Genomic DNA, 26533 nt, shown 5'->3' with positions numbered 1-26533 from the left:
ACAAAATAAGTTTTCTAGTGATCATGTTATCCTCCGAGTTAAGACAATAATTCCAGGTGTATCCCGGTTATTTTTTTAGTGTTTCAAGTGCCTTGATGGCTTGACGCAGTATCCCGACATTCTGATCCAGGGCTTGTTCTGCGTTTTGTTTGCTGTGCCCCAATGCAACAAGGCATGCCAGCTTGATATTATTTTCAGCTACTGAAAGTGCTTCTGCTGCCATAGTGGCCGTCACGCCAGTGATTTCCTGAACCATCGCCACGGCTCTTTTGACCAGTTTTTCATTGCTGATTGTCATGGAGACCATCAAACCGTCGTGAACATGGCCCAATTTTGTCATCACCAAAGTAGAGAGCATATTCAAAGCTATTTTCTGTGCGGTCCCGGCAGCCATCCGGGTTGACCCGGCAACCACTTCAGCGCCAGTTCCCAGAAAGATTTTGTGGTCAGAAAGACTGAAAAGAGGCGCTTCCGGATTGTTTGCAATGGAAACAACAAGCGCGCCAAGGCTCCGGGCATACTCGACTGCTGATAATGTATAGGGCGTAGAACCGCTGGCTGCGACGGCAATCACAACATCCCCGGAACAGAGATTGTTTTCTCTCAGTTTCCTGACCGGGAGAGATCTATCATCTTCGACGCCCCCCATAGAATAGAGAAGTGCTTCAGCTCCACCAGCAACCATAAGGATCGTTTTTTCAAGCGGCCAGCCATAGGTTGGATGCAGTTCCAAACCATCCTGAATTGCGAGATGCCCGGACGCCCCTGCGCCGATATAAAAGAGTCTCCCCTGTTGGCCCAGGCGATCGACAATATCGCCTGCAGCCTGCTCAAGAACAGGCAAAGCAGGCTGAACCGACGCGAGAGCCTTGGCCTGAGAGGCCCAAAGACTTTCGAGAATTTCTGTGTCTGACCAGCCATCCAGCCCCTTGTAACGGGAGCTGTTCTGCTCGGTATGTTTTTCAGAATTGGACAAGACATCGCTTTCAGTAAATTTTCATTGCACAACTACAATACCAAAAAGAAACCAATTTTAAATCTGTTTTTTTATTGTTATCATTTTTTTACAAATCAAATACACCTTGCCATGCAATTTTTTAATATATTTATTGTTTAATAATAGATAGATAATAGAAAAAAATTATATTTAAGAAAAATCTCACGGCTTTCCAATTTACCTGATCTATAAAATGCGTTAAATTGGTATTCGAATGGTTTTTAGTACTGGTATCTTAGTGGTCTTGGAGATTCGGGTGGATAACGAAACGCTCTTTGTCGGAGTAGATGGTGGGGGAACACGCTGCCGTGTTCGTATAGAGACGAGCGATGGACAGCTGATCGGAGAAGGTGAGTCCGGGCCCTCAAATTCCCGGCTTGGAGCTGCGCGCGTTTATTATGAAATCGAAAAAGCCTGTGTTCTCGCTTTACAGCAGGCAGGGCGTGGACGTGAAGATTTTTCCCGTCTGCACGTCGGTTTGGGTTTGGCTGGCCTCGGTCTTGAACGCGAACTGCACAATATGCTGTCTTTCAAGCACTCTTTCGCCTCAGTCTGCGGAGCAACCGATGCCTATACGGCCTGCCTCGGAGCCCATGCAGGGCGGGATGGCGGCATTCTTATTCTCGGAACAGGTTCTTGCGCCCTGGGTATTGTCAAAGGAAAAACAATAAACGTTGGGGGCTGGGGATTCGAAATATCTGATCACGCAGGAGGAGCCCAGCTGGGGTTGAGTGCTGTTCGCAGTGCACTTTTCGCCCATGAAGGATGTCGGCCCGAAACCGATTTGACCCGGGCGATCATGAAGCACTTTAACAGTGATCCCGAAGAAATGGTGAAATGGGCCGAAAAAGCCGAACCACATCAATATGGTGCTTTTGCTCCGTTGATTTTCGATAGCGCTGATCAGGAAGATCCGCTGGCCAAAAAGCTTGTTGCCAAAGCTGTATATGAGGCCGGATCTATGATCCGGTCCTTGCTGGACCAGGGCGTCACGAGTGTCAGTCTGATGGGCAGCGTTTCTAGACGTATAGGCCCGAGGCTCCCGGACGATCTGAGGCTGGTCCTCACTGAACCAGAAGGCGACGCCATGGATGGCGGCATCCTTATGGTGAAGTCCAGCCCCCCCAACACAGGAGTATCTGAGTGTGAAAGCTAGTACTTTCAGGGCCTTGCAGGTCAAGTCCCGTCTGGATACTGCCAACCCGACACCACTTTATAAACAGCTTCGCAGCCTTATTCGCCAAGCGATAGAAACAGGTGCTTTCAAAGTTGAAGACGCCCTGCCCAGCGAGAGGGATATTGCTGCAGAACTGGAAGTATCCCGGGTCACGGTACGCAAAGCCGTACAGGATCTGGTTAAGGACGGTCTTCTTGTACAAAAACATGGCGCTGGCACCTTTGTTGCTGCGCGCCTCGAACAGCCGCTCTCAAAACTGACCAGTTTTACCGAAGATATCTCCGCCCGGGGCATGCAGTCTTCTGTTATATGGATTGAACGAACCATCGGCTTGGCCACGCCGGAAGAGGCTATGGCTCTGAACCTCTCTCCTGGGGCCGGGGTTTCACGGCTGCATCGTATTCGCTGCGCTGACAATAAAGCCCTTGCAATTGAATTGGCATCCATTCCACAAATTTTTCTACCAGACCCGATGGCCGTCGAAGACTCCCTCTACAGCATACTCGACAAAACGGGTCTGCGTCCTCTGAGAGCTTTGCAACGCCTGCGGGCTGAGTTGATGCAACCCGAACATTCCGAACTCCTGGGCATGCCTCCCGGTGGCCCGGCCCTCTATATCGAACGACGCTCCTTCTTACCGGATATGCGTCCCGTAGAATTCACCAGATCACACTATCGTGGCGACAGTTATGATTTTATCGCCGAACTGCATCTGGATAATCAGAAAAGAAACGATTGATGACAAGAAGTACGCAACCCCAAAGCCTGATGTTGAAAGAAACAGAAGAAACTGCTGCAGTGGTGTCTCGACAGCTCCTGGCCAACAGGAATATCATCGAAGAACTTTCCCGGGAACTGCGCTCGAGAAACATCAGGTTTATTGCAACCTGTGCCAGGGGCAGCTCAGACCATGCCTGCGCCTTTGCCAAGTATCTGCTTGAAATCAATCTCGGCTTGCCTGTTGTGTCCTACGCTCCTTCGATTGCGACGCTCTATGGACAATCTTTGAAAATGCAGGACTGTCTGTTCCTCGCCATCTCCCAGTCCGGCCGCAGTCCGGACCTTGTTCAAGCAACACAGAACGCCAAGGATCAGGGAGCCTTTGTTGTCTGCATCTGTAACGATTCTGCATCACCGCTGGTGGCGTTGTCTGATTATTATCTGCCCCTCCATGCCGGTCCGGAAAAGTCTGTTGCAGCGACAAAAAGTTACATCGCTTCCCTGACCGCCTTATTACAGTTGAGCGCGGTCTGGGGCTATGACAGCGGCCTGCTCCCGGCACTGGATCGTCTGCCCGATCAACTCGACAGGGGACTGCGCAATGATTGGGCAGAACCTCTGGAGCTTTTTTCTTCGGCAGAAAATCTCTTTACCGTTGGTCGTGGGCCTGGCTTTGGTATTGCCCTTGAGGCCGCTCTAAAATTCAAGGAAACAGCCTATATTCACGCAGAAGCCTTCAGTGCAGCCGAGGTTAAACATGGCCCCATGTCCCTCGTTGCTGATGGCTACCCGGTTCTGATATTCCGTCAACGAGACCAGTCCTGGGATTCTGTCGGTCAACTGGCAACAGGCTTCCGGGAAATGGGCGGCGCCGTCTTTACCGTTCAGGAGGGGGAGGGCGGAAAAGGCATTTTACCAATTGAAACAAATGTTCATCCCTTCTGCCAGCTTCCGGTCATGATCCAGAGCTTTTACATCATGGCTGAAAAAATTACTGCATTACGCGGACTTAACCCCGATAGTCCGCGTAATCTGAAAAAAGTTACGGAGACAGTGTAAATGAAAACTGCTCTGGTCAATGCCCGCGTATTTACCGGCGACAGGTGGTTGGAAAAGGCAACTGTCACCCTTGATAAAGGCATCATTGAAACTGTTGGAACTGAGGCAAAAGCAGATCTCTCGGGATATAAACTTCGCGATCTCTCCGGTGATATGCTGGTTCCGGGCTTTATTGATATCCAGGTAAACGGTGGCGGAGGAGTGCTTTTCAACGATCAGCCAGACATCGAGGGCATCCGGGCCATTGCCCGTGCCCACAGGCGTTTTGGCACCACGGGTATGCTGCCGACGCTGATTACCGATGAACGTTCCGTTATGACCCGGGCAATCTCGGCGATGCGACAAGCTCTTCACGCCAAAGAACCAGGGGTGCTGGGAATACATCTGGAAGGGCCTTATCTCAATCCTTTAAGAAAAGGCGTGCATCAGGAATCCCGGATACGCTTTATGGAAGCAGATGCCCTCTCGGTTATCACAGGCCTTGAGCAGGGGAAAACCCTGATCACCCTGGCGCCGGAAAGGGCCGCACCCGGGGTAATACAGGAACTTGTCAGCAAAGGTGTTCTTGTCGCCGCAGGTCATACAGCGGGGGACTACGAAGATTTCCAGCGGGCCTTCCGCGAGGGATTATCCTGTTTCACTCATCTGTTTAATGCCATGTCCCCCCTGGGCAGCCGGGAACCCGGTGCCGTTGGTGCTGCTCTGGATCATAAAGAGAGCTGGTGCGGGCTTATTGTTGATGGCTATCATGTTCATCCGGCCAGTCTGAGAACAGCCATCAAAGCCAAAAACCCTGGCAAAATGCTGCTGGTAACCGATGCCATGCCAACAGTTGGCAGCAGTAAAGATTTTTTTGAACTTTACGGCCAAAAAATCTGGAGCAGGGAAGGGCGCTGTATAACCGATGATGGCGTCCTCGCGGGTGCCGACCTTGATATGGCATCTGCCGTGCGAAACAGCGTTTCCCTGCTTGGCCTTACACTCGATGAATCTCTGCGCATGGCATCACTTTACCCTGCGGAGTTCCTGGGGTTAGGAGAAAGCTATGGCCGTATTGAAAAGGGGTACGAAGCCTCGCTGGTTCAGCTAAGCAAAGACATTGAAGTCCAGGAATGCTGGATAAGGGGCAAGGATATGGCTGCAGACGGAATTGTATGATGAGGAAACCACAGAAGGTACTGGTCGTTGGTCTGGGCAACATGGGCATTTCACACGCCAAGGCTTATCATGCCCTCGCCGGATTTGAGATCGTCGGACTGTGCAGTAGAAGCCTGGACCAGCAGACTGTTTTGCCTGATGAACTTTCCAGATATCCCCGCTTCAGCGACTATGATGCGGCCTTGCAGCAACTGCAACCCGATGTCGTTTCGATCAACACCTGGCCTGACACACATGAAACCTTTGCAATCAAGGCTCTGGAATCTGATGCTCATGTGTTTATGGAGAAACCGGTTGCCGAAACTGTCGAGGGCACCGAAAGGGTTATTGCCACCGCAAAGGCCAAAAACCGCAAACTCGTGGTGGGTTATATTCTCAGGCACCACCCTTCCTGGCAGGAATTTGTCCGCCAGGCCAGAACCCTGGGGAAACCCCTGGTAATGCGGATGAACCTCAACCAGCAGAGCAGGGGGGATACCTGGCAGGTTCACAAACAGCTGATGAAGAGTATTTCGCCCATTATCGACTGTGGAGTGCACTACGTGGATATGATGTGTCTGATGACCGAATCCCGTCCGGTAAAGGTACACGCGATTGGCGCCCGTCTGAGCGACGAAATTGCCCCGGACATGTACAACTATGGCCAGCTTCAGGTTACTTACGAAGACGGGTCGATTGGCTGGTATGAAGCAGGCTGGGGCCCCATGATGAGCGAGACAGCCTATTTTGTGAAAGATGTCATTGGCCCCAAAGGCTCAGTATCCATTGTTGCGGCTGAACAGAACCCGGATATGGAATCGGACAGTATCGACAGCCACACAAAAACTTCGGCAATTCTCTGTCATTCCGCAAGTTTGGATAAAAAGTCTGGACTTTTTCACAAAGATCACTTGATTCAGATGCAGGATGAGCCTGATCATGACGCTCTTTGTTTGAGAGAGCAGGATTTTCTGCTAAAGGCAATCACGGAAGATTTAGATTTGGATAACCACCTGCAGGATGCGGTCAACAGCATGAAGATTGTGCTGGCGGCGGATCAATCGATCCGAAGCGGACAGGTGGTCTATCTGTAACAGGGTCAATGCCTGTTCTGGGCAGAGATGAAATACGACAAGAGGGAGGAACGGCGGTGTCCGAAAAACTTCGCCCCGGTGTGGTCACCGGTAAGGATTACGAGAAACTGGTGCAGGCTTGTAAAGCAGGGAATTATGCACTTCCCGCTATCAATGTAACCAGCAGCAGCACCGTCAACGCCGTACTTGAAGCCGCAGCGCGTAACAAGTCCGATGTAATTATCCAGGTCTCGAACGGTGGCGCTGCTTTCTTTGGTGGCCCGGCTTACCCCGATGGCATGAAAGGCAAAGTTCTGGGCGCAGTTTCCCTTGCCCGGCATGTTCACCTGATGGCCGAAGGATATGGGGTCTGTGTTGTCCTCCATACCGATCACGCCAATCGCGGTCTCTTGCCCTGGATTGACGGATTGCTTGAAGAGGGCACCAAATTCCGCGCAGAAACAGGGAAACCGCTTTATACCTCTCACATGATCGACCTCTCTGAAGAGCCAATCGAGGAAAACATTGAGACCTGTGCCAGCTACATGGAAAAGATGGCACCGCTGGATATGAGCCTGGAAATCGAGCTCGGTGTGACTGGTGGCGAGGAAGACGGTGTCGGCACGGAACATACCGGTGCCGACAATCCCAAACTTTACACCCAACCAGAAGACGTTGCTTTGGCCTACAAACGCTTGAGTCCACTGGGGCATTTCTCTATCGCGGCCTCTTTCGGCAACGTTCATGGTGTCTACAAGCCCGGCAACGTCAAGCTACGCCCTGTGATCCTCAAGGATTCCCAGGCTCTTGCATCACAGCGTTTTGATCTCGATGAAAATGCTCTGGATCTGGTTTTCCATGGCGGCTCAGGTTCTTCTGCAGAAGAAATTCGTGAAGCCGTGTCTTATGGCGTCTTCAAAATGAACGTCGATACGGACCTCCAGTACGCCTATTCTGAACCCGTCGGTGCCTATGTTAATGCCAACCAGAACGCCTTTCTGGCCCAGATTGACCCGGAAACCGGAAAACCGCTGAAAAGTGCCTATGATCCACGCAAGTGGATGCGGCAGGCAGAAAAAGGCCTTGGGGCAAAACTGGATGAAATCTTTACTGTGCTCGGCTCTCCCGGGAAAACCCTCGCCAGTTAATCTGGCGAGGCGACAGCAAGCAGAATAATGACCAGAACCTGGGTTCTCTGGGTTCGGGAGCAATTGTTTAAGGCAGGGTAATAATAATGAAGGCACTGGCACTGGGTGGGGCAACGGTAGACATCATCGCTTCGGTTTCGGATGATGAAATCGAACGCATGACAATGCACAACGCCATCACCAACTTTCTTTTGCTCGAGGAAGGCAAGAAGGTTGAGGCGGAAACGATTGAAACCCACACCGGTGGCGGTGCCATCAATGCCTCTGTCTCTATGGCCAAACTCGGCCTCGATATATCTTGTGTCGTCAAGCTTGGCGATGATATCGAAGGCCAGATGGTACTCAAACGTCTGGAACAAACAGGTATTGACAGCAAGTGGGTGATTAACGGCTCTGAACTGCCGACGGGTTGCGCAGTTATGGTTTCTTCCCACGTCCGCAATCCGACAATCTTTGTCGCCCGTGGTGCCAATACCCTACTTACACCCGATGAAATTACGCCAGAGATGTTTGCCGATGTCGGCCTTACCTATGTTACAGGTCTCAGTGGCGCATCGGCAGATTGTTTTCCAAAGATCGTTCGCCTGGCAAAAGAAGCTGGCAGTCTCGTCGTGGCCAACCCGGGAATACGTCAATTGACCTCGCGAACCCAGTCATTCTGGGATTCTCTTGCCCATATAGACGTGCTGGTTCTCAACGAGGTTGAAGCTGCCCGTCTGTTACCCTTTGTCTCGGCAAAATCGGAACAGGATTTTACCGGCTGCTGTGCCTATTCAAACGAAAAAAATCTTCCTGAACTTCTCAAGAAAGGGGTTGGTATACCCGGTGCACGTCTGTCTCTGGAGGGTTTCGTCTCGACCATTACCCAGTTTGGCCCCAAACAGGTGCTGGTCACGAATGGCAAGGAAGGCGCTTATCTTGGAACCGATCAGGAGATCGTTTTCTGTCCTGCGCAAAAAGCCAGGGTAATGGGGACGGCCGGGGCCGGAGATTCCTTTGCCTCGACCTTCTCTGCCTTTATTGCCGTGGGGCAGGGGGATGAAACAGCCCTGAAAGCAGCTGCTATCAACGCGGCATCAGTTGTTTCGGTTATGGATACCCAGTCCGGCCTGCTTGGCAAAGACGAGATTCTACAACGGATACCCAAGTCTGATTGGGGTAAATTCAATCGCTATCCGGCCAAAAACTGAATACCCCGTCTAGCGTAGATTTTACAGCAGATGTTTGTGACTGCCATCACAGAAGGGCTTCTTTGTGCTGTGTTTACATTGGCAAAGAAAGTGTTTTTTGCTTTTGTCCGCGGTAAAAGAAACTGGCTGAAAAGAAGTGCCTTTGTGGCTACCGTCGCAAAAGGGTTGTTTTTTAGAGCGCCCACAGGCACACCAGAAATAAGTTTTTCCTTCGACCAGATCAACAATCGCAGGAGCAGCCTCTGCAACAACAGGGGTTTCCATAAATTTCTCCTATTACTTGTATTGCTTTTTAACAAACAATTGAATTTTTTAGATATTTTATCATTAAAACACCCAAAAGAAGAATATTAAAATTCATTGCTTACATTTATAAATATTCAATATATTTCAATTAATTACCATAGGTAAGGAAGAAATCATCATAAGAAATAATCGGTAGATATTTACCCCAAAGCTGTGACTTTTTTGAGTAGAAGATTGAAAAGCGAACTGATCTCCAGTAAGGTACCTTCTTCAGCTACAGAGAAAGGTGGTTGTATCATGAGTAAGAAAACAGCGTATTTACCAGTGATACTTAAGTCTTCCGGCTGGGTTTTAAGCCGAATTGGAACTCTGTTGGCAACAATTTTTGCAGCCAGCGCATTTGCCAGTCTTGTGCCGAGTCTGGGAAATAATACTCAGTTACTATTGGAGCCTCTCCTTACATCAGCAGTTATTGCTGCTGTTGTTGCAATTGGAGGAATCGTTTTGGCCAAATGGGCCGACCACAAATATGGTGATCAATTTCAAGATCACACCGTTTCCCCCTAGGGAGACACAATCTCCATTCATTTTTGGCGTTTAATCCAAGTCAGAGGATAACAGTGTTATCCTCTGACTTGATTTTTCTCTGATCTATTTTTCCCGGAGATTATGAAATACAAGGTTCAGTCAGGTTAGTGCATTTCACATCTCTGTTTGGGAACAATGATGCTTGCTGCCCACAGCTCTGTAGAATGGGACTAAATTTCAGCCTGTTTTTGCAACCAGCTCAGGATCGCTTCATTTGTTTCTTCCGGCTTCTCTTGCTGGATGCAATGACCACAATCTAGGCTTACCACGTCAATTTTGGGAACGAAATCAGTTAGATTTTCAGATTTCGGGATTAAATCACGATCTCCGTAAATCATGAGAGCAGGTTTTTGAATGATTGGGTTAACATCCGCTAAGATTTGCCAGTTGCGATCAAGGTTCCTGTACCAATTTATACTGCTTGTGAATCCTGTTTTCTCGAAGGCGGAAACGAAAACAGCCAGTTCGTCATCATTCATAAGAGGTTGGCCAAGTGGAGCTTCTGCTCTGGCGAGATCGATCATCATCATACCTGGCTTTGGTGGTGCAGGAGGGACATTTTTACGGAACATATTGCGAAGGAACTGATAAATATTTTCATCCAGCACTGCATCCGCAATACCCGGCTGTCGGTTAAAGTGAACGAAATAGTAGTCGTCGCCAAGAAATTCTTCCATGAACTCGATCCAAGGTTTTTCAGTACGTGCTTGGTAAGGCAAGGCAAGATTTATGATTTTGCTCACCCGTTCTGGATGTAACAAGGCCATCCCCCAAACGACACTGGCACCCCAATCATGACCGACAAAGATCGCGTCTTGGTATCCATAGTAATCGAGAAGTGCGATCAGATCACCCGACAAGTGTTCAAGGTCATAGGCTGTTACTTCCGTCGGACGGGATGAGTTGCCATACCCCCGCTGGTTTGGGGCAATCACATGATAGCCTGCTGCGGCGAGAGCGGGTATCTGGTACCGCCAAGAAAAGGCATGTTCTGGCCAACCGTGGCAGAGAACAATCGGATTTCCTCCATTTTTTCGTCCTGCTTCAAAGACTTCGAGTTCGATACCATTGACAGCGATAGAGGTGGGTTTGGGAAAATCGATGGGGCTAAACATAACAATATCTCCTTTTAGGCATGTTCAATGGGTACCTAATTTGCAATGGTGCCAAATTCTGTCACCATAGAAGGATAGCCTTGCAAAATGAAACCTCGTCTCCGACATGACGTTATCGTACGCAGACTTCGGCGCAACGGCACTTCGACAGTCGCCGCCTTGGCCGAGGAGGTTGGCGCGTCCAGACGCACCGTATTGCGTGACATCAGCGTATTGCGGGATGAGGGTTTTGTCATTCATTCGGAACCTGGACGCGGCGGCGGCCTGCAACTCGACCCGCAGTCGCTTCAGACCACAACGCGGCTTTCGGTCGCGGAAGTATTTGCACTGCTTATCAGCGTGGCGTCCATGCGGGCCGCCGGAAATCTACCATTTTCGGACCTCGCAGATGCCGGACTTGCCAAAATCGAAAAAGCCTTGCCCTCTGACAAGGTACGCGATTTGCGACGCTTTCTGGATTGCCTGTACGTCGGACAGCTCTCACCACAGGTCGACATATCCGACATGGGAACAATGGACCCGGCGCTTTTACCTGCCTTCGAGACAGCTTTTCTCCAACGGCAACATCTGAGATTCCAGTACCGCGACGCAAAAGGGAGCGTAACCATCCGAACCGTTGAGCCACAAGCGATGCTGATCCTGCCACCACTATGGTATTTAGTGGCTTGGGATCCTATACGTAAAGACTTCCGGCATTTTCGTATGGACCGGATCAGCAGACCGGAATACGTCCAGGACACAACATTTCGGAGACGGCATGTACCATTCGAGGATAACGTCCGCCCAATTCAACTTTCACCTTTCTGACTCTTTTAATTTCTCTTTGCGCGCGGGTGGTTGCGACTGGAAATACAATGACAATCTGCTTTACTTCCATAAACTCAACATTCGCTGCGGTGCCGACTAGTTTGTAATGTCTATAGGAAAATATTTTCCATAATATAAATTATGCGAATTATCTCTATGCAAAATTCAATTAATTTTGTCCCCCGGGACACCGTAGTTTTGTTTCCGTAACGGCTTCCATTTCATCCCCCATCAACACGTAAGATTAATTGATCTCCCTGGAATTCGAAACTGTGCAGGCGTTTGAGGAACGACATGCCGAGCAAAGACGTCGACATTGGGGCTTCATTGATCGAGACAGGAATGCTTTCAAAGGTAGCAGTTCCAAGGGTCATGCTGCCCAGTTGAGCTCTGGCGCCCCTGCCCGTGCCGTTGGCTGTCTCGAAGGTCTGGTTGAACAGCAGCTGGTTAAAATCGAACCCCAGCCTGTCGGCGTCTGATGGACTGAGCACCAGACTGCTTGCGCCAGTATCAACCAGAAAACGTACCGCTGTACCATCTGCCGTGGCATCAATATAAAAATGGCCATCTCGGGATCTGGAAAAAACCAGCTCTCCATGATCTGTAACATGGGCCTGACCTGGCAAAAGCACAGAAGACATGCGTTGCCCGGCGTCACTGAAAAGATCCCTGTAGCTATACCCCAGTAACAGCACGGCAAAGATACAGACCCAGATCGCGATGTCCCGCAAGTATCTGGGCAAAGTTGCAACGCTGATGCGGCGCAGGCCAACTGCCGAGGACATAATCAACAGAAGGATTGCCAGCAGCCTGACCAGATCAATCTGGTTGTCTTCGTTGGTTAAGGTCGCGGGAAAACTCTCCGCAAGAAAATAAAGCCCGACGGCAGTTAATACCAAGAGAATCAGGACAAGTAGAAAAGGTGATATTCCTTTTTTTTCAATTACTTTTCGATCTTTTTTATTGTTGTTTGGAAAAGGATTGCCCGGGCGTTCTGACATGGTGAATATCATCCAGATTAACAGAGTAAGATAGCAGCGAAACACAAACAGACTAACTCTGGGCTAGCTTGTCATCAGCTTGAGGCCAAGTAACCCCATCAGGCTACCGGCAACACGATCAATCCCAGTTTTTGCCCGCAGATAGATAGTGCGAGAAACCGGTGCCGACAGGGCACAGGCAACAACAATATACCAGCTTGTCTCAAGCAGCATGATTGCTGGTAAAAGCACCAGCGGAAACCAGAAAGATGTCTCGCTTGGCAGGAATACAGCAAAAACTCCGCTATAGATGATCGCCGCCTTTGGGTTGCTGATCTGGGTCATAAAGGCATGGACAAAGGCGCGAAAACAAGTGGTTTTTTCTGCTGTTTCTTGGCTGATCCCGACCTCACACCCGGCTGTATCTACAGACACAAGGCTGTTTTTTGCCCCTCGCCAGATCCGGATCCCGAGATAAACCAGATAGAGACCGCCAAAGATCTTGAAAGCAGCATAGAGCCAGTCAATTTCGATAAAGATCATCTGCAGCCCGAGAAGAGCAAGTATAGCAAACAGAATTGCTCCAGCCCCCATACCCGCGGCAGCGGCGATACCATGGTTCCGTGAACGGGATAAAGAGATCTGGGCAACAAGAATAAAGCTGGGGCCAGGCGTGATCGCTCCGATGGCAATAACGCCAAGAATACTGAAAATTGCGATTATTTCTGTCATGCTCAACTCCCCTGCTCTGTTCAAATCATGTCAGACCTTTGGGGAAAGAGGCAAGAAAGAACAGAAAGAACATTCCTGATCAGTAGGAATGATACTGTTGTCGTAAAAAAAGGGAGTTTAAAAACTCCCTTTCAAGTCGTGCAAGTGAATCAAAGCCTGGTGATATAACCCAGTGATTATATGGCCAAATATTCCTGTCGCAGCCCGGCGTCATCCAGCACTTCCTGGGCCGTACCATCAAACACCACCTGCCCCATATCAAGAATGATGGCACGGTCTGCCAGATTGAGCGCTGCAATAGCGTTCTGCTCCACAATAATCGTGGTCAGGCCATGTGATTTGATCTCACGAAGGATGCTTTCAATTTCGTGTACAATCACTGGCGCGAGGCCTTCATAAGGCTCATCCAGCAACAGCAGTTTGACATCCCGCGCCAATGCCCGGGCAACAGCCAACATCTGTTGCTCCCCCCCGGACATGGTTATTCCCTCCTGGTTACGTCGCTCTGCCAAACGGGGAAAATGATCGTAAATTCTTTCAATCGTCCAGCCGACAGGTTCTGATATCTGCGCGAGTTGCAGGTTTTCCTCGACCGTCAGACCAGGAATAATTCTGCGATCTTCTGGTACAAGCCCGACACCATTCCTTGCTGCCTCAAAGGATTTCATGGAATGCAGCGGTTTATGGTCCAGCCAGATCTCTCCGTGAGTCAACATGGGATCTGCTGTTCGGGCAATTGCCCGAAGGGTCGAGGTTTTACCAGCACCATTACGCCCCAGGAGTGCCAGGATTTCGCCTTCGCGAATATCAAAGCTTACCCCCTGAACGATATAACTTTCCCCGTAATAGGCATGCAGGTCCCAGGCCGAGAAAAAGGAAGGGGCTCCGCCCTTGTTGGTAACGGGTTCAACGCGGGTCATACTCATAGGTGGGCTCCCCCCAGATAAGCTTCCTGCACACGAGGGTCTCCCTTGATATCCTCGGGCAGTCCCTCGGCAATTACGGTGCCCTGCGCCATGACACTGACCTTGTTGGCAAGCGAAAAGACCACATGCATATCGTGCTCGATAATGATCTTGGTAATCCCCCGCTTGCCGATACGCTTCAGCAGGTCGATTGTATTATTGGTATCTGCGCGGGACATGCCCGCGGTTGGCTCATCAAGCAGCAGCAGCTTCGGGTTTTGTACCAAACACATGGCCAACTCAAGGCGACGTTTGTCCCCCCGCGAAAGGCTGCCCGCAATGGCATCTTTCTTTTCGATCAATCCCACATCTTCAAGCATATGTTCAGCTTTTTCCCGAACTTCCCAGTCCTGATCCGCCCGCTTCCAGGCATTCAGGGTAAAGGAGCCGTCTCGGGTGGCAAATGTTGGAATAATAACGTTATCCAACAGGCTCAGATCACCGAAAATTTCCGGGGTCTGAAACACCCTGGCCACACCAGCCTGGTTGATTTCATGCGGCGTAATCCCCAGTAGAGATCCGCCGTTGAAGGTGACGCTCCCGGTATCGGGGGTGAGCCTTCCGACCAGGCAATTCAGGAAAGTGGATTTTCCAGCTCCGTTGGGGCCGATAATGGCGTGAACAGAGCCTTCTTCAACATTCAGCTGAACATTATTCAGGGCCTGCAAACCACCAAAGCTCTTGTTAACATCGCGAACTTCAAGAATACCCATGACATTCTCTCTTTATTTGAATTTTCTCTTTTGGCTATTCACCTGGTTGTGCCCGGGTTTTCACGGTGGGTTCTATTGTTTTCTTTTGGGAAAAAACACGTGACAGGCGACCGATGCCTTCCATGATTCCACCCGGCAGGAAAACGACGACAATAACAAACAGGGCGCCGAGCGTCAGATGCCACCCCTCTCCGACAAAGAGGCCAACAACGGCAACAACGCCGTCCTGAAGCACATCCGGAAGAAAAGAGAAGATCTCGTGCAGGGCATCATCATTAAAGGCCGAGAAAATATTCTCGAAATACTTGATCACCCCTGCCCCGATGACAGGTCCCATCAAGGTTCCAACACCGCCGAGGATAGTCATCAACACCACTTCTCCCGAAGCCGTCCACTGCATTCTCTCGGCCCCTGCCAGCGGATCTGTGACCGCCAGAAGCGAACCTGCAAGCCCGGCGTACATTCCGGAAATAACAAAGGCAGCCAGTGTATATGGTCGGGTATTCAGGCCTGTATAACTCATGCGGTTCTGGTTGGACTTGACCGCCTTGAGCATCATCCCGAAGGGGGAACGGGTAATCCGCATGGAGATATAAAATCCGATAATCATCAGGACAGCACAGAAATAGAAACCGGAATAGCCGCTCATTTCCAAACCAAAAAGATTGGTCGGCGGGATACCGCTGCCGCTTTCCATTGCTGTACCAAAAAGATTATCAAAAACCCGGGGATCTTCCTGCGCCAGCTGCAGTCCGGTTTCGCCGTTGGTAATTGGCGTCAGGACAGAATAAGCCAGGTTGTAGGACATCTGGGCAAAAGCCAGTGTGAGGATGGAAAAATAGATGCCGGAACGTCTGAGGCTGATATAGCCGATGACAACGGCAAAAAGTCCCGAGGTAATGACCCCGAAAAGTACGGCGGGGACCACACTCATGCTGAGCAGTTTAAACGACCAGACGGCAGTATAGGAACCGACACCGAGAAAAGCAGCATGGCCGAAGGAAAGATACCCGGTCAGGCCAAACAGCAGGTTAAAGCCAATCGCAAAAATCCCGTAAATTGCAAAACGTTGTAAAAGATCGGGATAGGCAGCCCCAATCGGAGACAGCCAGATCGGCATGGTGAGAATGGCAATGGCGAAGAACACCATTAACAACAAGTCATTACGTGGCGTAGCTGTAATCATGATTTAGGACTCCATTACGCCTTTTCGGCCCATCAGACCACGGGGACGAACCAGCAGAATGACAACCGCAACAAGGAAAATAATGATCTGGTCAATACCAGGGAGAATAGAGGTGATTTCGTTCATCGAGGCAAAAGACTGAAGAATTCCCAGCAGGAAACCTGCTGCAACAGCTCCGGTCAGTGACCCCATACCGCCAACGACAACGACCACAAATGAAAGAACAAGAAAATCCATGCCCATATGATAGTCCGGTGGCACAATCGGGGTGTACATAACTCCGGCAAGCCCCGAAACAACTGCTGCCAGACCAAAGACAATGGTAAAGCGCCGTTCGATATCAATTCCGAGCAAGCCGACAGTTTCTCTGTCCTGCATCCCGGCCCGAACCACCATTCCAAAGGTCGTAAACTGTAGGAAGGAGAAAACACCCGCGATTACAATTCCGGCAAAGCCGAGATACACAAGACGCCACCAGGGATAGACCACAGAGTTGCCAAGCCCCAGGAAAGATCCAATATCGGCTGACCCGGCGAAAATTTCGGGCGGTGGCATCGGTACCGGGTTGGCCCCGAACATCGCCTTGACAATCTCTTGCAGAACAATCGCCATACCAAAGGTCACGAGGATCTGTTCGGCATGGGTTCGCTTGTAAAAAAACCTGATCAAGCCACGCTCAAGCGCCAAGCCAATTAACAACATGACCGGTATGGCCAGCAGGATCGAAATTGGTACAGCGTAATCAATAATAATCGCCCCGGTATCCCCAAACCATATCTTGAGATAGGGCTCTTCCTTGAAAGCGTCAAAAAAGGTGATGCTTTCGTCTTTGACCAGTTTGGAAAGTGTCAGAAGCTGCTTCATTGCTACGGCACAAAAAGCGCCGAGCATAAAAAGAGCCCCATGGGCAAAATTTACGACCCCCAAAGTTCCGAAAATCAGGGTCAGTCCTAGGGCAATCAGGGCATAAGCGCCCCCTTTGTCGAGCCCGTTCAGGAGTTGCAGTACAAGTGCATCCATGTTTTTAATTTCGCTGCTGGTTTTGATGTCGCCAGTACAGGAGAAGGCTCACTGTCGACCGGACAAGCATCTTGTTTCTAAAATCATCAGTAAGGGTGGACCGGGCTGGTACAGCACCCGGTCCATGCCTATTGAATCAGACCTCGTATGGGCCTAAGTCACCGCCAAAAATGGCAGGATCGTATTCAACCTGAGCCCGTGGAACCTGCTGGACAACATTCAGCAGATCAAACTGGGTGGTTGGATTTTCGTTACCCCGTACGACCAGAACATCCTTGAAACACTGGTGATCAGCGGCTCGATATTCAGTTGGACCATTGCCCATACCATCGAACTCAAAACCTTCCAGAGCCTTGATAACTTCTGGCGGATAGAAAGTCCCGGCCATTTCACAAGCATTTGCATAAAGCAGTGTCTGAACATAACAGGTATGAGCAGCCTGTGATGGCGGGAAACCATACTCCTGACCAAAGGACTTCACAAAAGCCTGTGATCCGGCATCCTGCAAGGACCAGTTCCAGTTAGTGGTTCCCAGAATTCCTTTGATGTTCTCGCCAGCACCCTGCGCCATCAGACGAGAGAAGAGAGGAACAACAATTTCAAAATTCTTGCCGTTCACCTGTTTGTCTCTCAGGCCAAACTGGATTGCCTGGGTCAGGGAGTTGATCATGTCCTTACCATAGTGGTTCAGGATCAGGACATCGGCACCAGAATTCAGAACTGGCGTGATATACTGAGAGAAATCCCCAGCACCAACCGGCGTACGCACTGCGTTTACGGTTTCCCAACCCAATGCTTCTGTTGTGTTCTTGATCGACTCTTCCTGGGTCCAGCCCCAGGTGTAGTCAGCTGTCAGATGATACGCGCGGCGATCTGTGCCCATTTCATCTTTCAGAACCGGACCAAGGGCCGCCCCGGACATATAGGCGTTGAAGAAGTGGCGGAAGCCATAACGACGCTTGTCTTTACCTGTTGTGTCATTCGAGTGGGTCAGCCCACACATAAAGATCACACCCATTTCCTGGGCCAGGGACTGGGTTGCCACTGCAACACCGGAGGAAGATCCACCGGAGAACATGGTCACACCCTCTTTTTCAATCATCCGCTTGGCCGAAGCGCGCGCTGCATCAGATTTGGTCTGGGTATCACCCGTGACATACTCGACCTTCTTGCCAAGAATACCATTTCCCTTCAATGAACTAGGCTGCATGGTTGTCAGCATACCGCCATCACCTTCGCCATTCAGGTGTTTTACAGCAAGATAATAAGCCCGGAGTTCATCGGCCCCTTCATCGGCATAAGCACCGGTTTGAGGGACATTAAAGCCAAACTTCACAAAAGAATTGTTACCGGGGTCATTTCTGAAATTTGCTGCCCAGGCCCCTTTGACAAAGCCCATGGGGGATCCGCCAAACATGGCTGCCCCGGCACCCACCGCAGCCGCACCCGTAAGAAGCCGGCGGCGAGAAAGATGAAATTTTTTATTTGAATTATCGGTCATGTTTGTGCGTCTCCCAAGAATTCGCTCATTCTGTTCAATATCAAATGCCCGTGGATACTCCCTGAGCATCTTGTTCCATGATCGGGTTTCGTTAGCCAGAAAGGCACCAGGATCAAGAGTGATCCTTGAGACATTCATTTCCCGGGAGACGGCGGATGATCTGTTTCTCTCAGTCCCCGGCCCTGATCTGCGTTCCTGATCTTTTCTAGAAATTTGTCAGGATTAAAATTCGGCAGATAAGTCCCCATTGCTTGCATTAACGAACCCGATATCACAGACGGCATTCTTGTTTTTGTTCTTGCCGTTGTGCTGAAAATATCTGCCCCTTTAAAAACTCAAGCAACAGAGCTTTGTCTTCGATAAAAACATCAGTAAATAATTTTACATCATAAAAATCATTAAAGATAATTTGTAAAAGGCAAAAAAAATCCCCGAAGCATTCAGCTGCTTCGGGGATTTGAAGGTTGTTAAGTCAGAACAGTTTTTATGACTGTGCAGTTCTCAGTCGCCTCAGGAACTCATGAACCTGCTCTTCCAGTTGCAAGGCTTCCTGGGCCAGACTTGCTGCAGAGTTTTGTACCTCTTCTGCTACAGATCCTGTTGTATTGGCAGCTTCCCGAACCTGAACAATATTTGATGTCACCTGATCAGTCCCGTTTGCTGCCTGCTGTACTGATTTGGTAATTTCAGCGGTTGCAGCTCCCTGTTCTTCTACGGCTGAGGCAATAGCCGTGGCGACTTCATGGATGGAATCAATTGTCGTCGAGATACTGTGGATTGCATCAACTGTTTCACGGGTTTCATTCTGGATAGAGGTAATCTGTCCAGAAATTTCCTCTGTAGCTTTAGCCGTCTGGTTTGCCAGTGACTTCACTTCAGACGCCACCACGGCAAAGCCTTTACCCGCCTCACCTGCGCGTGCGGCTTCAATCGTTGCGTTCAGCGCCAGAAGATTGGTCTGCTCTGCAATATCATTAATCAGCTTGACGACTTCACCAATCCTGTCAGCCGCAGCAGCCAAACCCTCAACTTTTTGGTTGGTTCGGGACGTTTCCTCGACTGCATTACTTGCAATATCTGCAGACTTCTGTACCTGGGAACTGATTTCGTTAATAGATGCAGAAAGCTCTTCCGTCGCAGCCGCCACCGACTGCACATTTACAGATGCCGCTTCTGCAGCTTCAGTGACAACCGATGCCTGATTGGACGATTGATTAGCCGCACCAGCCATATTCTGTGCCGTTGTTCGCATACCGTTTGCAGAAGATGATACTGAAGAGATAATTTTTCCAACCGATGCCTCAAAGTCATTGGCCATGCTCATACGCGCAGTATGCCGATCTTCAGAAGCTTTTTGTTCCGCCAGAAGTTTTTCTTCCTCCATACGGTGTACCTGCTCGGCATTTCCCTTGAATTGCTCGAGTGCCCGGTTAATGTCGCCGATTTCGTCTCCCCGATCCTGCCCACTCACTTCAACTTTGTAATTTCCGGCCATCAAAGCCTCAATCACAGACATGGACTTCTGCAGAGGATTGCGGATCATGATCCGAACGATAATCAGCAGAGCAACATTAAGAACAATCAGTAATATTACGCCACCAATCACAGTAAATTGCTGCATGACAACAGCTTTTTCAGTAAGTTTACCAATCGGCACATTAACCAGAACAGACCAGGGAGCATGTGTATCCCTGACATTGACAGGAATAAACAGACGATAAAGATCTTCGTCTTCCCCCTCCAGGGATTTACCCTCCTCAATCAACGGCAGAGCAGTCGTAAACAGCTCTTTCTCCGGATTTAAAGGTTTGCCCAACAACTCGGGGTCACTATGTGCCACCCACTGGCCATTGTTGGATACCAGGTTAACCGAACCGCTTTCGAAAGGGGTTAACTTGTTAAAGGAAGCCGCCATGTCGTTAAGGTTCATGTCGACACCGACAACACCGAGTACCTTGTCATTCTCATCAAGAATGGGATAAACAAACGACGTTAGCGTGACAATATTGCCCTCGATATCATAACCGATAGGGTCCACAACGGCGGGTTTTTTTGTCCGCACGGGTAAATAATACCAGTCTGTCTCGGGAGTGTTTGGATCTTCTTCATAAGCCCCGATAGTGGAAGGAAGAACTCCCTTTCCAAAGTTGTAGTAATAGGTCAGATAACGACCGCTCTGATTTTTTTCCGTAACATATTCGCTATCTTTACCGTCCAGTGCATTGGGCTCATAACCCGCCCAGGCTCCAGCCAGAACCGGGTTTTCAATTAAAGTCTGCTTCAGAACTTCATCATAGGCGGCCCTGTCGGTGACGCCTTTTGCCCGCATTCCCACAAATGCCTGAGTCAGGGAGTGGGCGACGGTCATACCAATATCGAGTTGGCGCTGAACTTCTGTTGCCTCGGCCTTTCCGATAGCTCGCGCTTGGTCAAGTGTCAGGTCCCGCACGGTATTTTCCGTTGTACGGGCCATCAGAACAATGCTTATTGTCAAACAAATGACAACGATAACTGCACTCGTAAGTGTAAGTTTGGCACTGAGGGAAAGCTTTTTTAACATTGTCTGTTCCATTTTCCTGCAAAGGAGCCTGCACTGGATTGATTACTCATCTCTTGAACCCGAGTTCTCTCGTTTCAGGTGCGCTATGGAATTTAAAGGACTGGTATTAAAAAGATGTAAATTTCCACGTGCGCAAACGGGATAAGACAGAAGTCCGACTGTTTTCCTTTCGGAGTTTCTTTAAACAATCAAAAGCTTCTGATAGATCTTATGAAGAATTCAGGTAAACAAGAGACCGACAGGACCAACAGATGAGCAAAGCTATTCCGGATCCGGCCAGAAGAGGCATTGATCGCCTCATTGATTTGATGCGGGATCTCAGATCTCCTGATGGCGGGTGTCCCTGGGATATAGAACAGACCTTTGAGACGATTGCGCCCTATACCATAGAAGAGGCTTACGAAGTAGCGGACGCCATCGAAAGGAAAGATCATGTTCATCTAAAAGATGAGCTCGGCGATCTTTTACTTCAGGTGATTTATCATGCCCAAATAGCCGAAGAGTTAGACCTGTTTGATTTTGACACCATAGCCCAGGCCATTACCGAAAAAATGATCGGAAGGCACCCTCATGTATACGGATCGGCCTCTCACAGAACGGCTGACGAACAGATTGTTGCCTGGGAAGAAATCAAGGCCAGAGAACGTGAGGCAAAAAAAGGCACACCGGAAGAGTCCGTCCTCGATGGCATAACCATTGGCCTTCCCGCTGCGACCCGGGCCGTAAAATTGCAAAGAAGAGCCGCAAAAGTCGGGTTCGATTGGCCGGACCTGACCCCTGTCATCGCCAAGATCCATGAAGAAATTGAAGAGCTGAAATACGAGTTGGAAAACAAGGGATCGAAAGATCGCGCAGAAGATGAGCTGGGAGATGTCCTTTTTTCCGTTGTTAATCTGGCCCGGCATCTCGATCTTGATCCGGAAAAAGCATTGCGACGGACCAATGCCAAGTTCGAACAGCGTTTTCGGGCCGTAGAGGAAGCTCTCAGAAACAGAGGCTCAAAAATCGAGCAGACGTCCCTGGAAGAAATGGAAAAAATCTGGTCGGAGCAAAAGCAGAAATAAAATTATCTGCTCAAAAGGAACTGTCTGATTTCATCCGTAATATAGCTATAGCTATAGGTTCTGCTGACATCATCTTTATGAAAATATTCCACATCATATCGATAGACAGAAATGCTCATGATAAACTCGCTCCTGTCAGCTTCTTTCAGAGGCAGAATTACATGCAGGGAGGGAATGATTTTAACCGAGTGGTGAAGTTCACAAGAAACGATCAGGGCTTCTTTCCTTGAGCGCACAGAATTCCAGTGTGTTCTGATTGTTCTGAACTGCTCATCCGGATAAAGCACTGAAAGATACTTGCCCTTCATTCTCTCGGCATGGGCATCTGAAACATCCTCCCCGGCAAGACGACAGTAATAATCATCGCCATCCGGATCGTATTTAAAAAGAGATATATGAGGAAGTGCCTTGGGGAAACGGACGGGATCCATGTCCTCCAAACTGGGAACCGAACCTATCTTGCTTAAGGAAAGCCAGTGACGGGTAACAGCCCCGGTCTCGGAACAATCCAGAATGTCTTTGGTCTTAAACACTATTTAAATAACCTGCACACGAATGGGGAATTTATAAACCTCGTCCAGTTATTACCCTTTAGGTCTTTTTCCTAGGCCTGGAGGACATACCACATCAAAACAGGCAAGCTTGCGATAGACAGGGTTGTGGATATAACCACGAGGCTGGCAACTTCTTCAGGCTGCCGATTATAGAGTTGAGCAAAAAGATAACAGAATACGGCAACGGGCAAAGCACACTGCAAGATAACCACGCCTCTTGCAACGCCTTCAAGATCCAGTCCCCAGGAGACCGCGAGACCAACAGCGAAACCAATACCCAGTCTAAAAAGAGCCAGCCAGATACTACGCGTGACGTTGACAACCTTGAGACTGGCCAGAGAGACCCCCAGGGTAATCAACATCAGGGGAATGGTTAGGTCGCCGATAAGTTTGGTAGTACTTAAAATCCATTGCGGAACCGATATCCCCCAGACAAGTATCACCATGGCAATAACCGTTGCCGGAATAATCGGCATGGAGATCAGAGATTTTGCCGTGAATTGTCCGGAAACAAAAGCAACGCCGATTGTAAGCTGGATCACCACATAAACCGCGAAAAAACCGATCGCCAGAGCCAGGCCTTCCTCGCCAAAAGCCAGCAGACAAAGCGGCAGGCCAATATTGCCGACATTCGGCCAGGTCAGTGACTGGAGAAATGTTCTTTGCGATAATCCTGCGATAGATAAACAGGCTGCACCAAGTACCGCGAAAAGGATATTGGCAGCAACAGCGGCCCCCCCCATGGCAAACAGAGCATCAAGAGAGAGATCGACAGTTGAAAGTGTATAGAAAACAAGGGCTGGCGTACTGAAATAGGTCACCAGAAAAGTGACCATCGGCGTATCAAATTTCCGTCCGGCTTTTGCCCAGATGAAACCAATCGCGATACAAATGAGTACTGGTGCAATAATTCCAAGAATTTCAGCGATCATAATATCCACAAGTCTGTTTGAAAATGGCAAGAAGCAAGATGAGACAACGACAACAGTTTCAGTAATCCTTTGACCTGTCAAAGAAAAGTCTGAAAAGACGAATCTGAAAATAAAAACCGGAAAAGAAAAATCCTTTCCGGTTTTTTATACTCTTTTATAAAAAGAGAAATGATCAGAAGCAGCTTGCTTTTCCAGTCATGGAAAAACTTTTCGGGAATCCTTGGGGGCCTCTTCTCTCTCAAACATCCCGTAATCCCGCTTCACCTCGGCAACCCGCAAGCGATAATCAGAAAAAACCCCGGCACGACCTTTTCCCTGTGTACCGCGATGCTTCCCGTGATTACGCCAGTTGGTGACAGCCTGTTCATCCCGCCAGAATGACAGGGAAAGGAGCTTCCCTTCTGTCGTCAGGCTCTGAAAGCGTTCAATGGAAATAAATCCGTCCATTCCATCAAGATCTGCCTTCAACGCCGCTGCCAGGCCAAGATAGTCCTCCTGCTGCCCCGCTGCGGGCCAGACTTCAAAAATAACCGCAATCATTTTGTCCTCAACGGGGTATGAGGTGCCGATGCCAGCTTTAAAAACAGGCGATCTTCCTTGAGAATAAACCGTTCACCTTTGGCAAACTCGTAATTCTCTTTCCCAAGAGGATGGGCCATCAACCGGGCACGATAGGCTTCATACTCGGCAAGGTCCTTTATGTTATAAACCCCATAAGCTGTGGTTGCGGAACCTTCATGAGGGGAGTAATAACCGATAAGGTCGGCGCCGCACTGTGGAATAGCCTGCCCCCAGTTTCTGGCATAGATATCAAACTGATCCTTTTTATAAGGGTCGATTTCATAGCGAATAAAACACGTAATCATAAAATTATCTCCTTAGGTTATAGAGACAATTTTATAGCAGACCTTCTCTGAAATATGCTTCGCCACAGGACGAAGTATTCATGATTTATTTAGCCACCGGAAGCCATAAGGCCAAAGATTTCATTTCCCGGGAACGGCAGGCACCAAAACGTCCCGGATTTCGGTCCAGATCTGCCTGTTTGGTGCCAGTAACAGACCTTCCTTGGCATAAGAATCTGCTCGGTATGCTTCTCCATCGAGACAGGCGCTATAGCCTCCGGCTTCCTGATGGATCAATATGCCCGGCAGGTGATCCCAGGGCATCAAGCGGGTAAACAGGGCGAAGTGGGTCTCGCTACAGGACAAGCGTTCATAATCAGCACCGGCACAGCGCAACGTCCTGACAACATTCAGTTGATTCCGATTTCTCTCGACTGTTTTGGCCAGAACAGGGTCACTATTTTCAGACCCATGTAATGTGCCGATGCAATCAGACGATTGCAGAGGAAAAGGTATACTCAAGACAAGAGCTTGCCCGTCAAGTCGAGCTCCCTCTCCTTTTTGCGCCTCCAGCAGAACGTTCCTTACTGGATCGTAAATCCAGGCGGCAATCGTTTCCCCCTGGTATAACAGAGCCAGCATGGTTCGAAAGGTTTCGCTGCCTCTGGCAAAGTTATTGGTGCCATCAATCGGGTCAATTACCCAAACAAGCTTTTCATCCGGTAAATTGTTTAGAAGGCCAGGTTGTTCTGCCGCCTTTTCCTCACCAATCACATAGCTACCAGGGAAAAGGTTCAACAGCAGACGAGACAGATGTTTTTCCGCTTCCAGATCAGCAATGGTAACTGTTTCACCACCTTTTTTCTGCAACACCTCCCCCTGCGCCAAATTGCGAAAGCGGGGCATGATTTCAGTTTCGGCGACATCTTTAAGAAAAGAAGGAATTTGATCAAGTTTTATGAACATCTGCTCTTCTACGGAAATTGCGTTGTTGTGTCAAAATATGACGATATCCTGTTGTTTTAATTTAATCTCTTATTTGCTTTTCAATAACCCAACTAACAATCCCAAGGCTGAAGCAGAACCTGATCTATAGTAGCAATATGCACTGCTTTTTCCCCCTCAGTCAAAAAAGAGCCGACAATTGAATTACGGCACAACTGAGCGATATCCTGTTTTGAAAGATCAAGAGCCTGGGCCACAGATAAAAAATTTGCCGTCATATAGCCCCCAAAATAAGCCGGGTCGTCAGAGTTAACCGTCACCTTCAAACCTGCATCCATCATCCTGCGCAGGGGATGCTCTTTCATGTCCGGGACACCGCAAAGCTTCAGGTTGGAAAGCGGACAGACGGTAAAGGTTATCCCTGATCGAGCGAGCGTTTCTGTCAGTTCGATATCCTCGAGAGTTCTGTTCCCGTGATCTAGGCGGTCAATTTTCAGGAGCTCGACAGCCTCGCGAACATAAGCCGACGGCCCCTCTTCCCCGGCGTGAGCAACCAATAAAAGATCCATTTCCCGCGCCGCAGCGAAAACGCGCTGAAACTTTGAGGGCGGATGTCCCAGTTCACTAGAATCCAGCCCGACACCAATAATACGTCCATCAAACCAGGGCTCTGCCTCGCGCAAGGTCGCGAAAGCCTCCTCTTCGCTCAGGTGACGCAGAAAAGACATGATCAGCTCTGAGCTGACCCCATAATTTTCACGGCCATCATCAAGCGCGCGTAAAATGCCATTTGTAACCACGGAAAAAGGTATCCCCCGGCCTGTATGCCCCTGTGGGTCATAAAACACTTCCGCATGAACCACCCCTTCCCGGGAAACCTTCTCAAGATAGGCCAGGGTCAGGTCATAAAAGTCCTCTTCGGTCTGAAGGACACTCATACCTTTGTAATAAATATCCAGAAAATCCTGGAGATTGGTAAAGGCATAGGCCTGACGAATCTCTTCAACATTTTTATAGGGAAGATCTATGTCGTTCCTCTTTGCCAGATCCATCATCATTTCCGGCTCAAGGGATCCCTCAAGGTGGAGATGAAGCTCTGCTTTCGGGAGGGCATTAATGAAACTGCTCAGGTCCGTCATGTGTTTTTCCTTTTTCTTTCAGGGGAATTTTACTGCCTTCTCCAAAAAATGGAAATAAACACGAGATATTTCCAGGTCCATAAGAACATGCTTCTCTTGCAAAATCATTAAAACACGCTCTCATCAACAGAGAGGATTAG

General features: G+C 49.3%; 27 protein-coding genes. 10 read left to right on the top strand and 17 right to left on the bottom strand.

The window, feature by feature from the left end:
* Positions 1 to 67: 67 nt before the first annotated feature.
* Positions 68 to 976: an N-acetylmuramic acid 6-phosphate etherase gene (locus tag B152_RS0117710; RefSeq protein WP_020593776.1), complete on the bottom strand. Its 909-nt coding sequence runs from the start codon at positions 974 to 976 to the stop codon at positions 68 to 70.
* 277 nt (positions 977 to 1253) lie between these two features.
* On the opposite strand from B152_RS0117710, the gene B152_RS0117705 reads away from it, so the two are divergent.
* From B152_RS0117705 to B152_RS24235, 7 genes are all read left to right on the top strand, one after another.
* Positions 1254 to 2153, top strand: coding sequence for a glucosamine kinase nucleotide-binding domain-containing protein (locus B152_RS0117705; protein WP_211212236.1), 900 nt, complete (start codon positions 1254 to 1256; stop codon positions 2151 to 2153).
* Positions 2143 to 2913, top strand: a complete 771-nt coding sequence (locus tag B152_RS0117700) for a GntR family transcriptional regulator (protein WP_020593774.1) — start codon at positions 2143 to 2145, stop codon at positions 2911 to 2913. Before B152_RS0117705 ends, B152_RS0117700 begins: the two co-directional genes overlap by 11 nt.
* Positions 2913 to 3953, top strand: coding sequence for an SIS domain-containing protein (locus B152_RS0117695; protein WP_020593773.1), 1041 nt, complete (start codon positions 2913 to 2915; stop codon positions 3951 to 3953). Before B152_RS0117700 ends, B152_RS0117695 begins: the two co-directional genes overlap by 1 nt.
* On the top strand, positions 3954 to 5111 hold the full coding sequence (gene nagA, locus B152_RS0117690) for an N-acetylglucosamine-6-phosphate deacetylase (RefSeq protein WP_020593772.1): 1158 nt from the start codon (positions 3954 to 3956) through the stop codon (positions 5109 to 5111).
* A complete protein-coding gene (locus B152_RS0117685) occupies positions 5108 to 6184 on the top strand; it encodes a Gfo/Idh/MocA family protein (RefSeq protein WP_020593771.1) in 1077 nt (358 codons plus the stop codon). Before nagA ends, B152_RS0117685 begins: the two co-directional genes overlap by 4 nt.
* A gap of 56 nt (positions 6185 to 6240) precedes the next feature.
* Entirely contained in the window at positions 6241 to 7311 is a 1071-nt protein-coding gene (gene fbaA, locus B152_RS0117680) for a class II fructose-bisphosphate aldolase (protein WP_026261674.1), read from the top strand.
* A gap of 86 nt (positions 7312 to 7397) precedes the next feature.
* Positions 7398 to 8501, top strand: a complete 1104-nt coding sequence (locus B152_RS24235; RefSeq protein ID WP_020593769.1) for a carbohydrate kinase family protein — start codon at positions 7398 to 7400, stop codon at positions 8499 to 8501.
* A 21-nt stretch (positions 8502 to 8522) separates the two neighbouring features.
* Here B152_RS24235 and B152_RS0117670 read toward each other — a convergent pair whose 3' ends face one another.
* Positions 8523 to 8765 carry a CDGSH iron-sulfur domain-containing protein gene (locus tag B152_RS0117670; RefSeq protein WP_020593768.1) on the bottom strand — a complete coding sequence of 81 codons (243 nt, stop codon included), beginning with the start codon at positions 8763 to 8765 and terminating at the stop codon, positions 8523 to 8525.
* A gap of 279 nt (positions 8766 to 9044) precedes the next feature.
* Between B152_RS0117670 and B152_RS0117665 the strand changes: the two genes are divergently transcribed.
* Positions 9045 to 9314 (top strand): hypothetical protein, encoded by a 270-nt coding sequence (locus B152_RS0117665; protein ID WP_020593767.1) that lies wholly within the window; start codon positions 9045 to 9047, stop codon positions 9312 to 9314.
* Between the two features lie 191 nt (positions 9315 to 9505).
* Here the strand turns inward: B152_RS0117665 and B152_RS0117660 are convergent, their stop codons facing one another.
* Positions 9506 to 10450, bottom strand: coding sequence for an alpha/beta fold hydrolase (locus B152_RS0117660; protein WP_020593766.1), 945 nt, complete (start codon positions 10448 to 10450; stop codon positions 9506 to 9508).
* A gap of 87 nt (positions 10451 to 10537) precedes the next feature.
* On the opposite strand from B152_RS0117660, the gene B152_RS0117655 reads away from it, so the two are divergent.
* A complete protein-coding gene (locus B152_RS0117655) occupies positions 10538 to 11257 on the top strand; it encodes a helix-turn-helix transcriptional regulator (protein WP_020593765.1) in 720 nt (239 codons plus the stop codon).
* Between the two features lie 221 nt (positions 11258 to 11478).
* Here B152_RS0117655 and B152_RS24230 read toward each other — a convergent pair whose 3' ends face one another.
* From B152_RS24230 to B152_RS0117605, 8 genes are all read right to left on the bottom strand, one after another.
* Positions 11479 to 12258, bottom strand: a complete 780-nt coding sequence (locus B152_RS24230; protein ID WP_020593764.1) for a retropepsin-like aspartic protease family protein — start codon at positions 12256 to 12258, stop codon at positions 11479 to 11481.
* Between the two features lie 63 nt (positions 12259 to 12321).
* Positions 12322 to 12969, bottom strand: a complete 648-nt coding sequence (locus tag B152_RS0117645; protein ID WP_020593763.1) for a LysE family translocator — start codon at positions 12967 to 12969, stop codon at positions 12322 to 12324.
* A 176-nt stretch (positions 12970 to 13145) separates the two neighbouring features.
* Entirely contained in the window at positions 13146 to 13895 is a 750-nt protein-coding gene (locus tag B152_RS0117635) for an ABC transporter ATP-binding protein (protein ID WP_020593762.1), read from the bottom strand.
* Positions 13892 to 14647 (bottom strand): ABC transporter ATP-binding protein, encoded by a 756-nt coding sequence (locus tag B152_RS0117630; protein WP_020593761.1) that lies wholly within the window; start codon positions 14645 to 14647, stop codon positions 13892 to 13894. The genes B152_RS0117635 and B152_RS0117630 overlap by 4 nt, the downstream gene beginning before the upstream one ends.
* 34 nt (positions 14648 to 14681) lie before the next feature.
* The gene (locus tag B152_RS24225) at positions 14682 to 15833 is read right to left on the bottom strand and encodes a branched-chain amino acid ABC transporter permease (protein WP_033406791.1); all 1152 of its coding nucleotides are present in this window, start codon (positions 15831 to 15833) and stop codon (positions 14682 to 14684) included.
* 3 nt (positions 15834 to 15836) lie between these two features.
* Positions 15837 to 16853, bottom strand: a complete 1017-nt coding sequence (locus B152_RS0117620) for a branched-chain amino acid ABC transporter permease (RefSeq protein WP_020593759.1) — start codon at positions 16851 to 16853, stop codon at positions 15837 to 15839.
* Positions 16854 to 16989: 136 nt separating this feature from the next.
* Positions 16990 to 18354, bottom strand: a complete 1365-nt coding sequence (locus B152_RS0117615) for a substrate-binding protein (protein ID WP_026261673.1) — start codon at positions 18352 to 18354, stop codon at positions 16990 to 16992.
* 484 nt (positions 18355 to 18838) lie between these two features.
* Positions 18839 to 20827, bottom strand: coding sequence for a methyl-accepting chemotaxis protein (locus B152_RS0117605; protein WP_169337434.1), 1989 nt, complete (start codon positions 20825 to 20827; stop codon positions 18839 to 18841).
* Between the two features lie 338 nt (positions 20828 to 21165).
* Between B152_RS0117605 and mazG the strand changes: the two genes are divergently transcribed.
* Positions 21166 to 21978: a nucleoside triphosphate pyrophosphohydrolase gene (gene mazG / locus B152_RS0117600; RefSeq protein WP_020593756.1), complete on the top strand. Its 813-nt coding sequence runs from the start codon at positions 21166 to 21168 to the stop codon at positions 21976 to 21978.
* 2 nt (positions 21979 to 21980) lie between these two features.
* On the opposite strand, the gene B152_RS0117595 is transcribed toward mazG, so the two are convergent.
* From B152_RS0117595 to B152_RS0117570, 6 genes are all read right to left on the bottom strand, one after another.
* Positions 21981 to 22511, bottom strand: a complete 531-nt coding sequence (locus B152_RS0117595) for a PAS domain-containing protein (RefSeq protein WP_020593755.1) — start codon at positions 22509 to 22511, stop codon at positions 21981 to 21983.
* A 71-nt stretch (positions 22512 to 22582) separates the two neighbouring features.
* Positions 22583 to 23464 (bottom strand): AEC family transporter, encoded by an 882-nt coding sequence (locus B152_RS0117590; protein ID WP_020593754.1) that lies wholly within the window; start codon positions 23462 to 23464, stop codon positions 22583 to 22585.
* 195 nt (positions 23465 to 23659) lie between these two features.
* Complete coding sequence (locus tag B152_RS0117585) at positions 23660 to 24004, bottom strand: antibiotic biosynthesis monooxygenase family protein (protein WP_020593753.1); 345 nt, start codon at positions 24002 to 24004, stop codon at positions 23660 to 23662.
* Positions 24001 to 24330, bottom strand: a complete 330-nt coding sequence (locus tag B152_RS0117580; RefSeq protein ID WP_020593752.1) for an NIPSNAP family protein — start codon at positions 24328 to 24330, stop codon at positions 24001 to 24003. The genes B152_RS0117585 and B152_RS0117580 overlap by 4 nt, the downstream gene beginning before the upstream one ends.
* Before the next feature lie 120 nt (positions 24331 to 24450).
* Positions 24451 to 25275 (bottom strand): inositol monophosphatase family protein, encoded by an 825-nt coding sequence (locus B152_RS0117575; RefSeq protein WP_020593751.1) that lies wholly within the window; start codon positions 25273 to 25275, stop codon positions 24451 to 24453.
* 92 nt (positions 25276 to 25367) lie between these two features.
* A complete protein-coding gene (locus tag B152_RS0117570) occupies positions 25368 to 26393 on the bottom strand; it encodes an adenosine deaminase (RefSeq protein WP_020593750.1) in 1026 nt (341 codons plus the stop codon).
* Between the last annotated feature and the right edge of the window lie 140 nt (positions 26394 to 26533).

Origin of the sequence: Kiloniella laminariae DSM 19542 (assembly GCF_000374005.1) — a bacterium.
In the GTDB taxonomy this organism is placed as follows: Bacteria; Pseudomonadota; Alphaproteobacteria; order Kiloniellales; family Kiloniellaceae; genus Kiloniella; species Kiloniella laminariae.
This window is presented reverse-complemented; position numbering and strand designations above follow the sequence as displayed.

Excerpts from the sequence above, each read along its gene's own strand:
- B152_RS0117695 (WP_020593773.1), top strand. The coding sequence starts at position 2,913 with ATGACAAGAAGTACGCAACCCCAAAGCCTGATGTTGAAAGAAACAGAA.
- nagA (WP_020593772.1), top strand. The coding sequence starts at position 3,954 with ATGAAAACTGCTCTGGTCAATGCCCGCGTATTTACCGGCGACAGGTGG.
- B152_RS0117685 (WP_020593771.1), top strand. The coding sequence starts at position 5,108 with ATGATGAGGAAACCACAGAAGGTACTGGTCGTTGGTCTGGGCAACATG.
- B152_RS24235 (WP_020593769.1), top strand. The coding sequence starts at position 7,398 with ATGAAGGCACTGGCACTGGGTGGGGCAACGGTAGACATCATCGCTTCG.
- B152_RS0117670 (WP_020593768.1), bottom strand. The coding sequence starts at position 8,765 with ATGGAAACCCCTGTTGTTGCAGAGGCTGCTCCTGCGATTGTTGATCTG.
- B152_RS0117665 (WP_020593767.1), top strand. The coding sequence starts at position 9,045 with ATGAGTAAGAAAACAGCGTATTTACCAGTGATACTTAAGTCTTCCGGC.
- B152_RS0117660 (WP_020593766.1), bottom strand. The coding sequence starts at position 10,450 with ATGTTTAGCCCCATCGATTTTCCCAAACCCACCTCTATCGCTGTCAAT.
- B152_RS0117655 (WP_020593765.1), top strand. The coding sequence starts at position 10,538 with ATGAAACCTCGTCTCCGACATGACGTTATCGTACGCAGACTTCGGCGC.
- B152_RS24230 (WP_020593764.1), bottom strand. The coding sequence starts at position 12,258 with ATGTCAGAACGCCCGGGCAATCCTTTTCCAAACAACAATAAAAAAGAT.
- B152_RS0117645 (WP_020593763.1), bottom strand. The coding sequence starts at position 12,969 with ATGACAGAAATAATCGCAATTTTCAGTATTCTTGGCGTTATTGCCATC.
- B152_RS0117635 (WP_020593762.1), bottom strand. The coding sequence starts at position 13,895 with ATGAGTATGACCCGCGTTGAACCCGTTACCAACAAGGGCGGAGCCCCT.
- B152_RS0117630 (WP_020593761.1), bottom strand. The coding sequence starts at position 14,647 with ATGGGTATTCTTGAAGTTCGCGATGTTAACAAGAGCTTTGGTGGTTTG.
- B152_RS24225 (WP_033406791.1), bottom strand. The coding sequence starts at position 15,833 with ATGATTACAGCTACGCCACGTAATGACTTGTTGTTAATGGTGTTCTTC.
- B152_RS0117620 (WP_020593759.1), bottom strand. The coding sequence starts at position 16,853 with ATGGATGCACTTGTACTGCAACTCCTGAACGGGCTCGACAAAGGGGGC.
- B152_RS0117615 (WP_026261673.1), bottom strand. The coding sequence starts at position 18,354 with ATGACCGATAATTCAAATAAAAAATTTCATCTTTCTCGCCGCCGGCTT.
- B152_RS0117605 (WP_169337434.1), bottom strand. The coding sequence starts at position 20,827 with ATGGCCCGTACAACGGAAAATACCGTGCGGGACCTGACACTTGACCAA.
- mazG (WP_020593756.1), top strand. The coding sequence starts at position 21,166 with ATGAGCAAAGCTATTCCGGATCCGGCCAGAAGAGGCATTGATCGCCTC.
- B152_RS0117590 (WP_020593754.1), bottom strand. The coding sequence starts at position 23,464 with ATGATCGCTGAAATTCTTGGAATTATTGCACCAGTACTCATTTGTATC.
- B152_RS0117585 (WP_020593753.1), bottom strand. The coding sequence starts at position 24,004 with ATGATTGCGGTTATTTTTGAAGTCTGGCCCGCAGCGGGGCAGCAGGAG.
- B152_RS0117580 (WP_020593752.1), bottom strand. The coding sequence starts at position 24,330 with ATGATTACGTGTTTTATTCGCTATGAAATCGACCCTTATAAAAAGGAT.
- B152_RS0117575 (WP_020593751.1), bottom strand. The coding sequence starts at position 25,275 with ATGTTCATAAAACTTGATCAAATTCCTTCTTTTCTTAAAGATGTCGCC.
- B152_RS0117570 (WP_020593750.1), bottom strand. The coding sequence starts at position 26,393 with ATGACGGACCTGAGCAGTTTCATTAATGCCCTCCCGAAAGCAGAGCTT.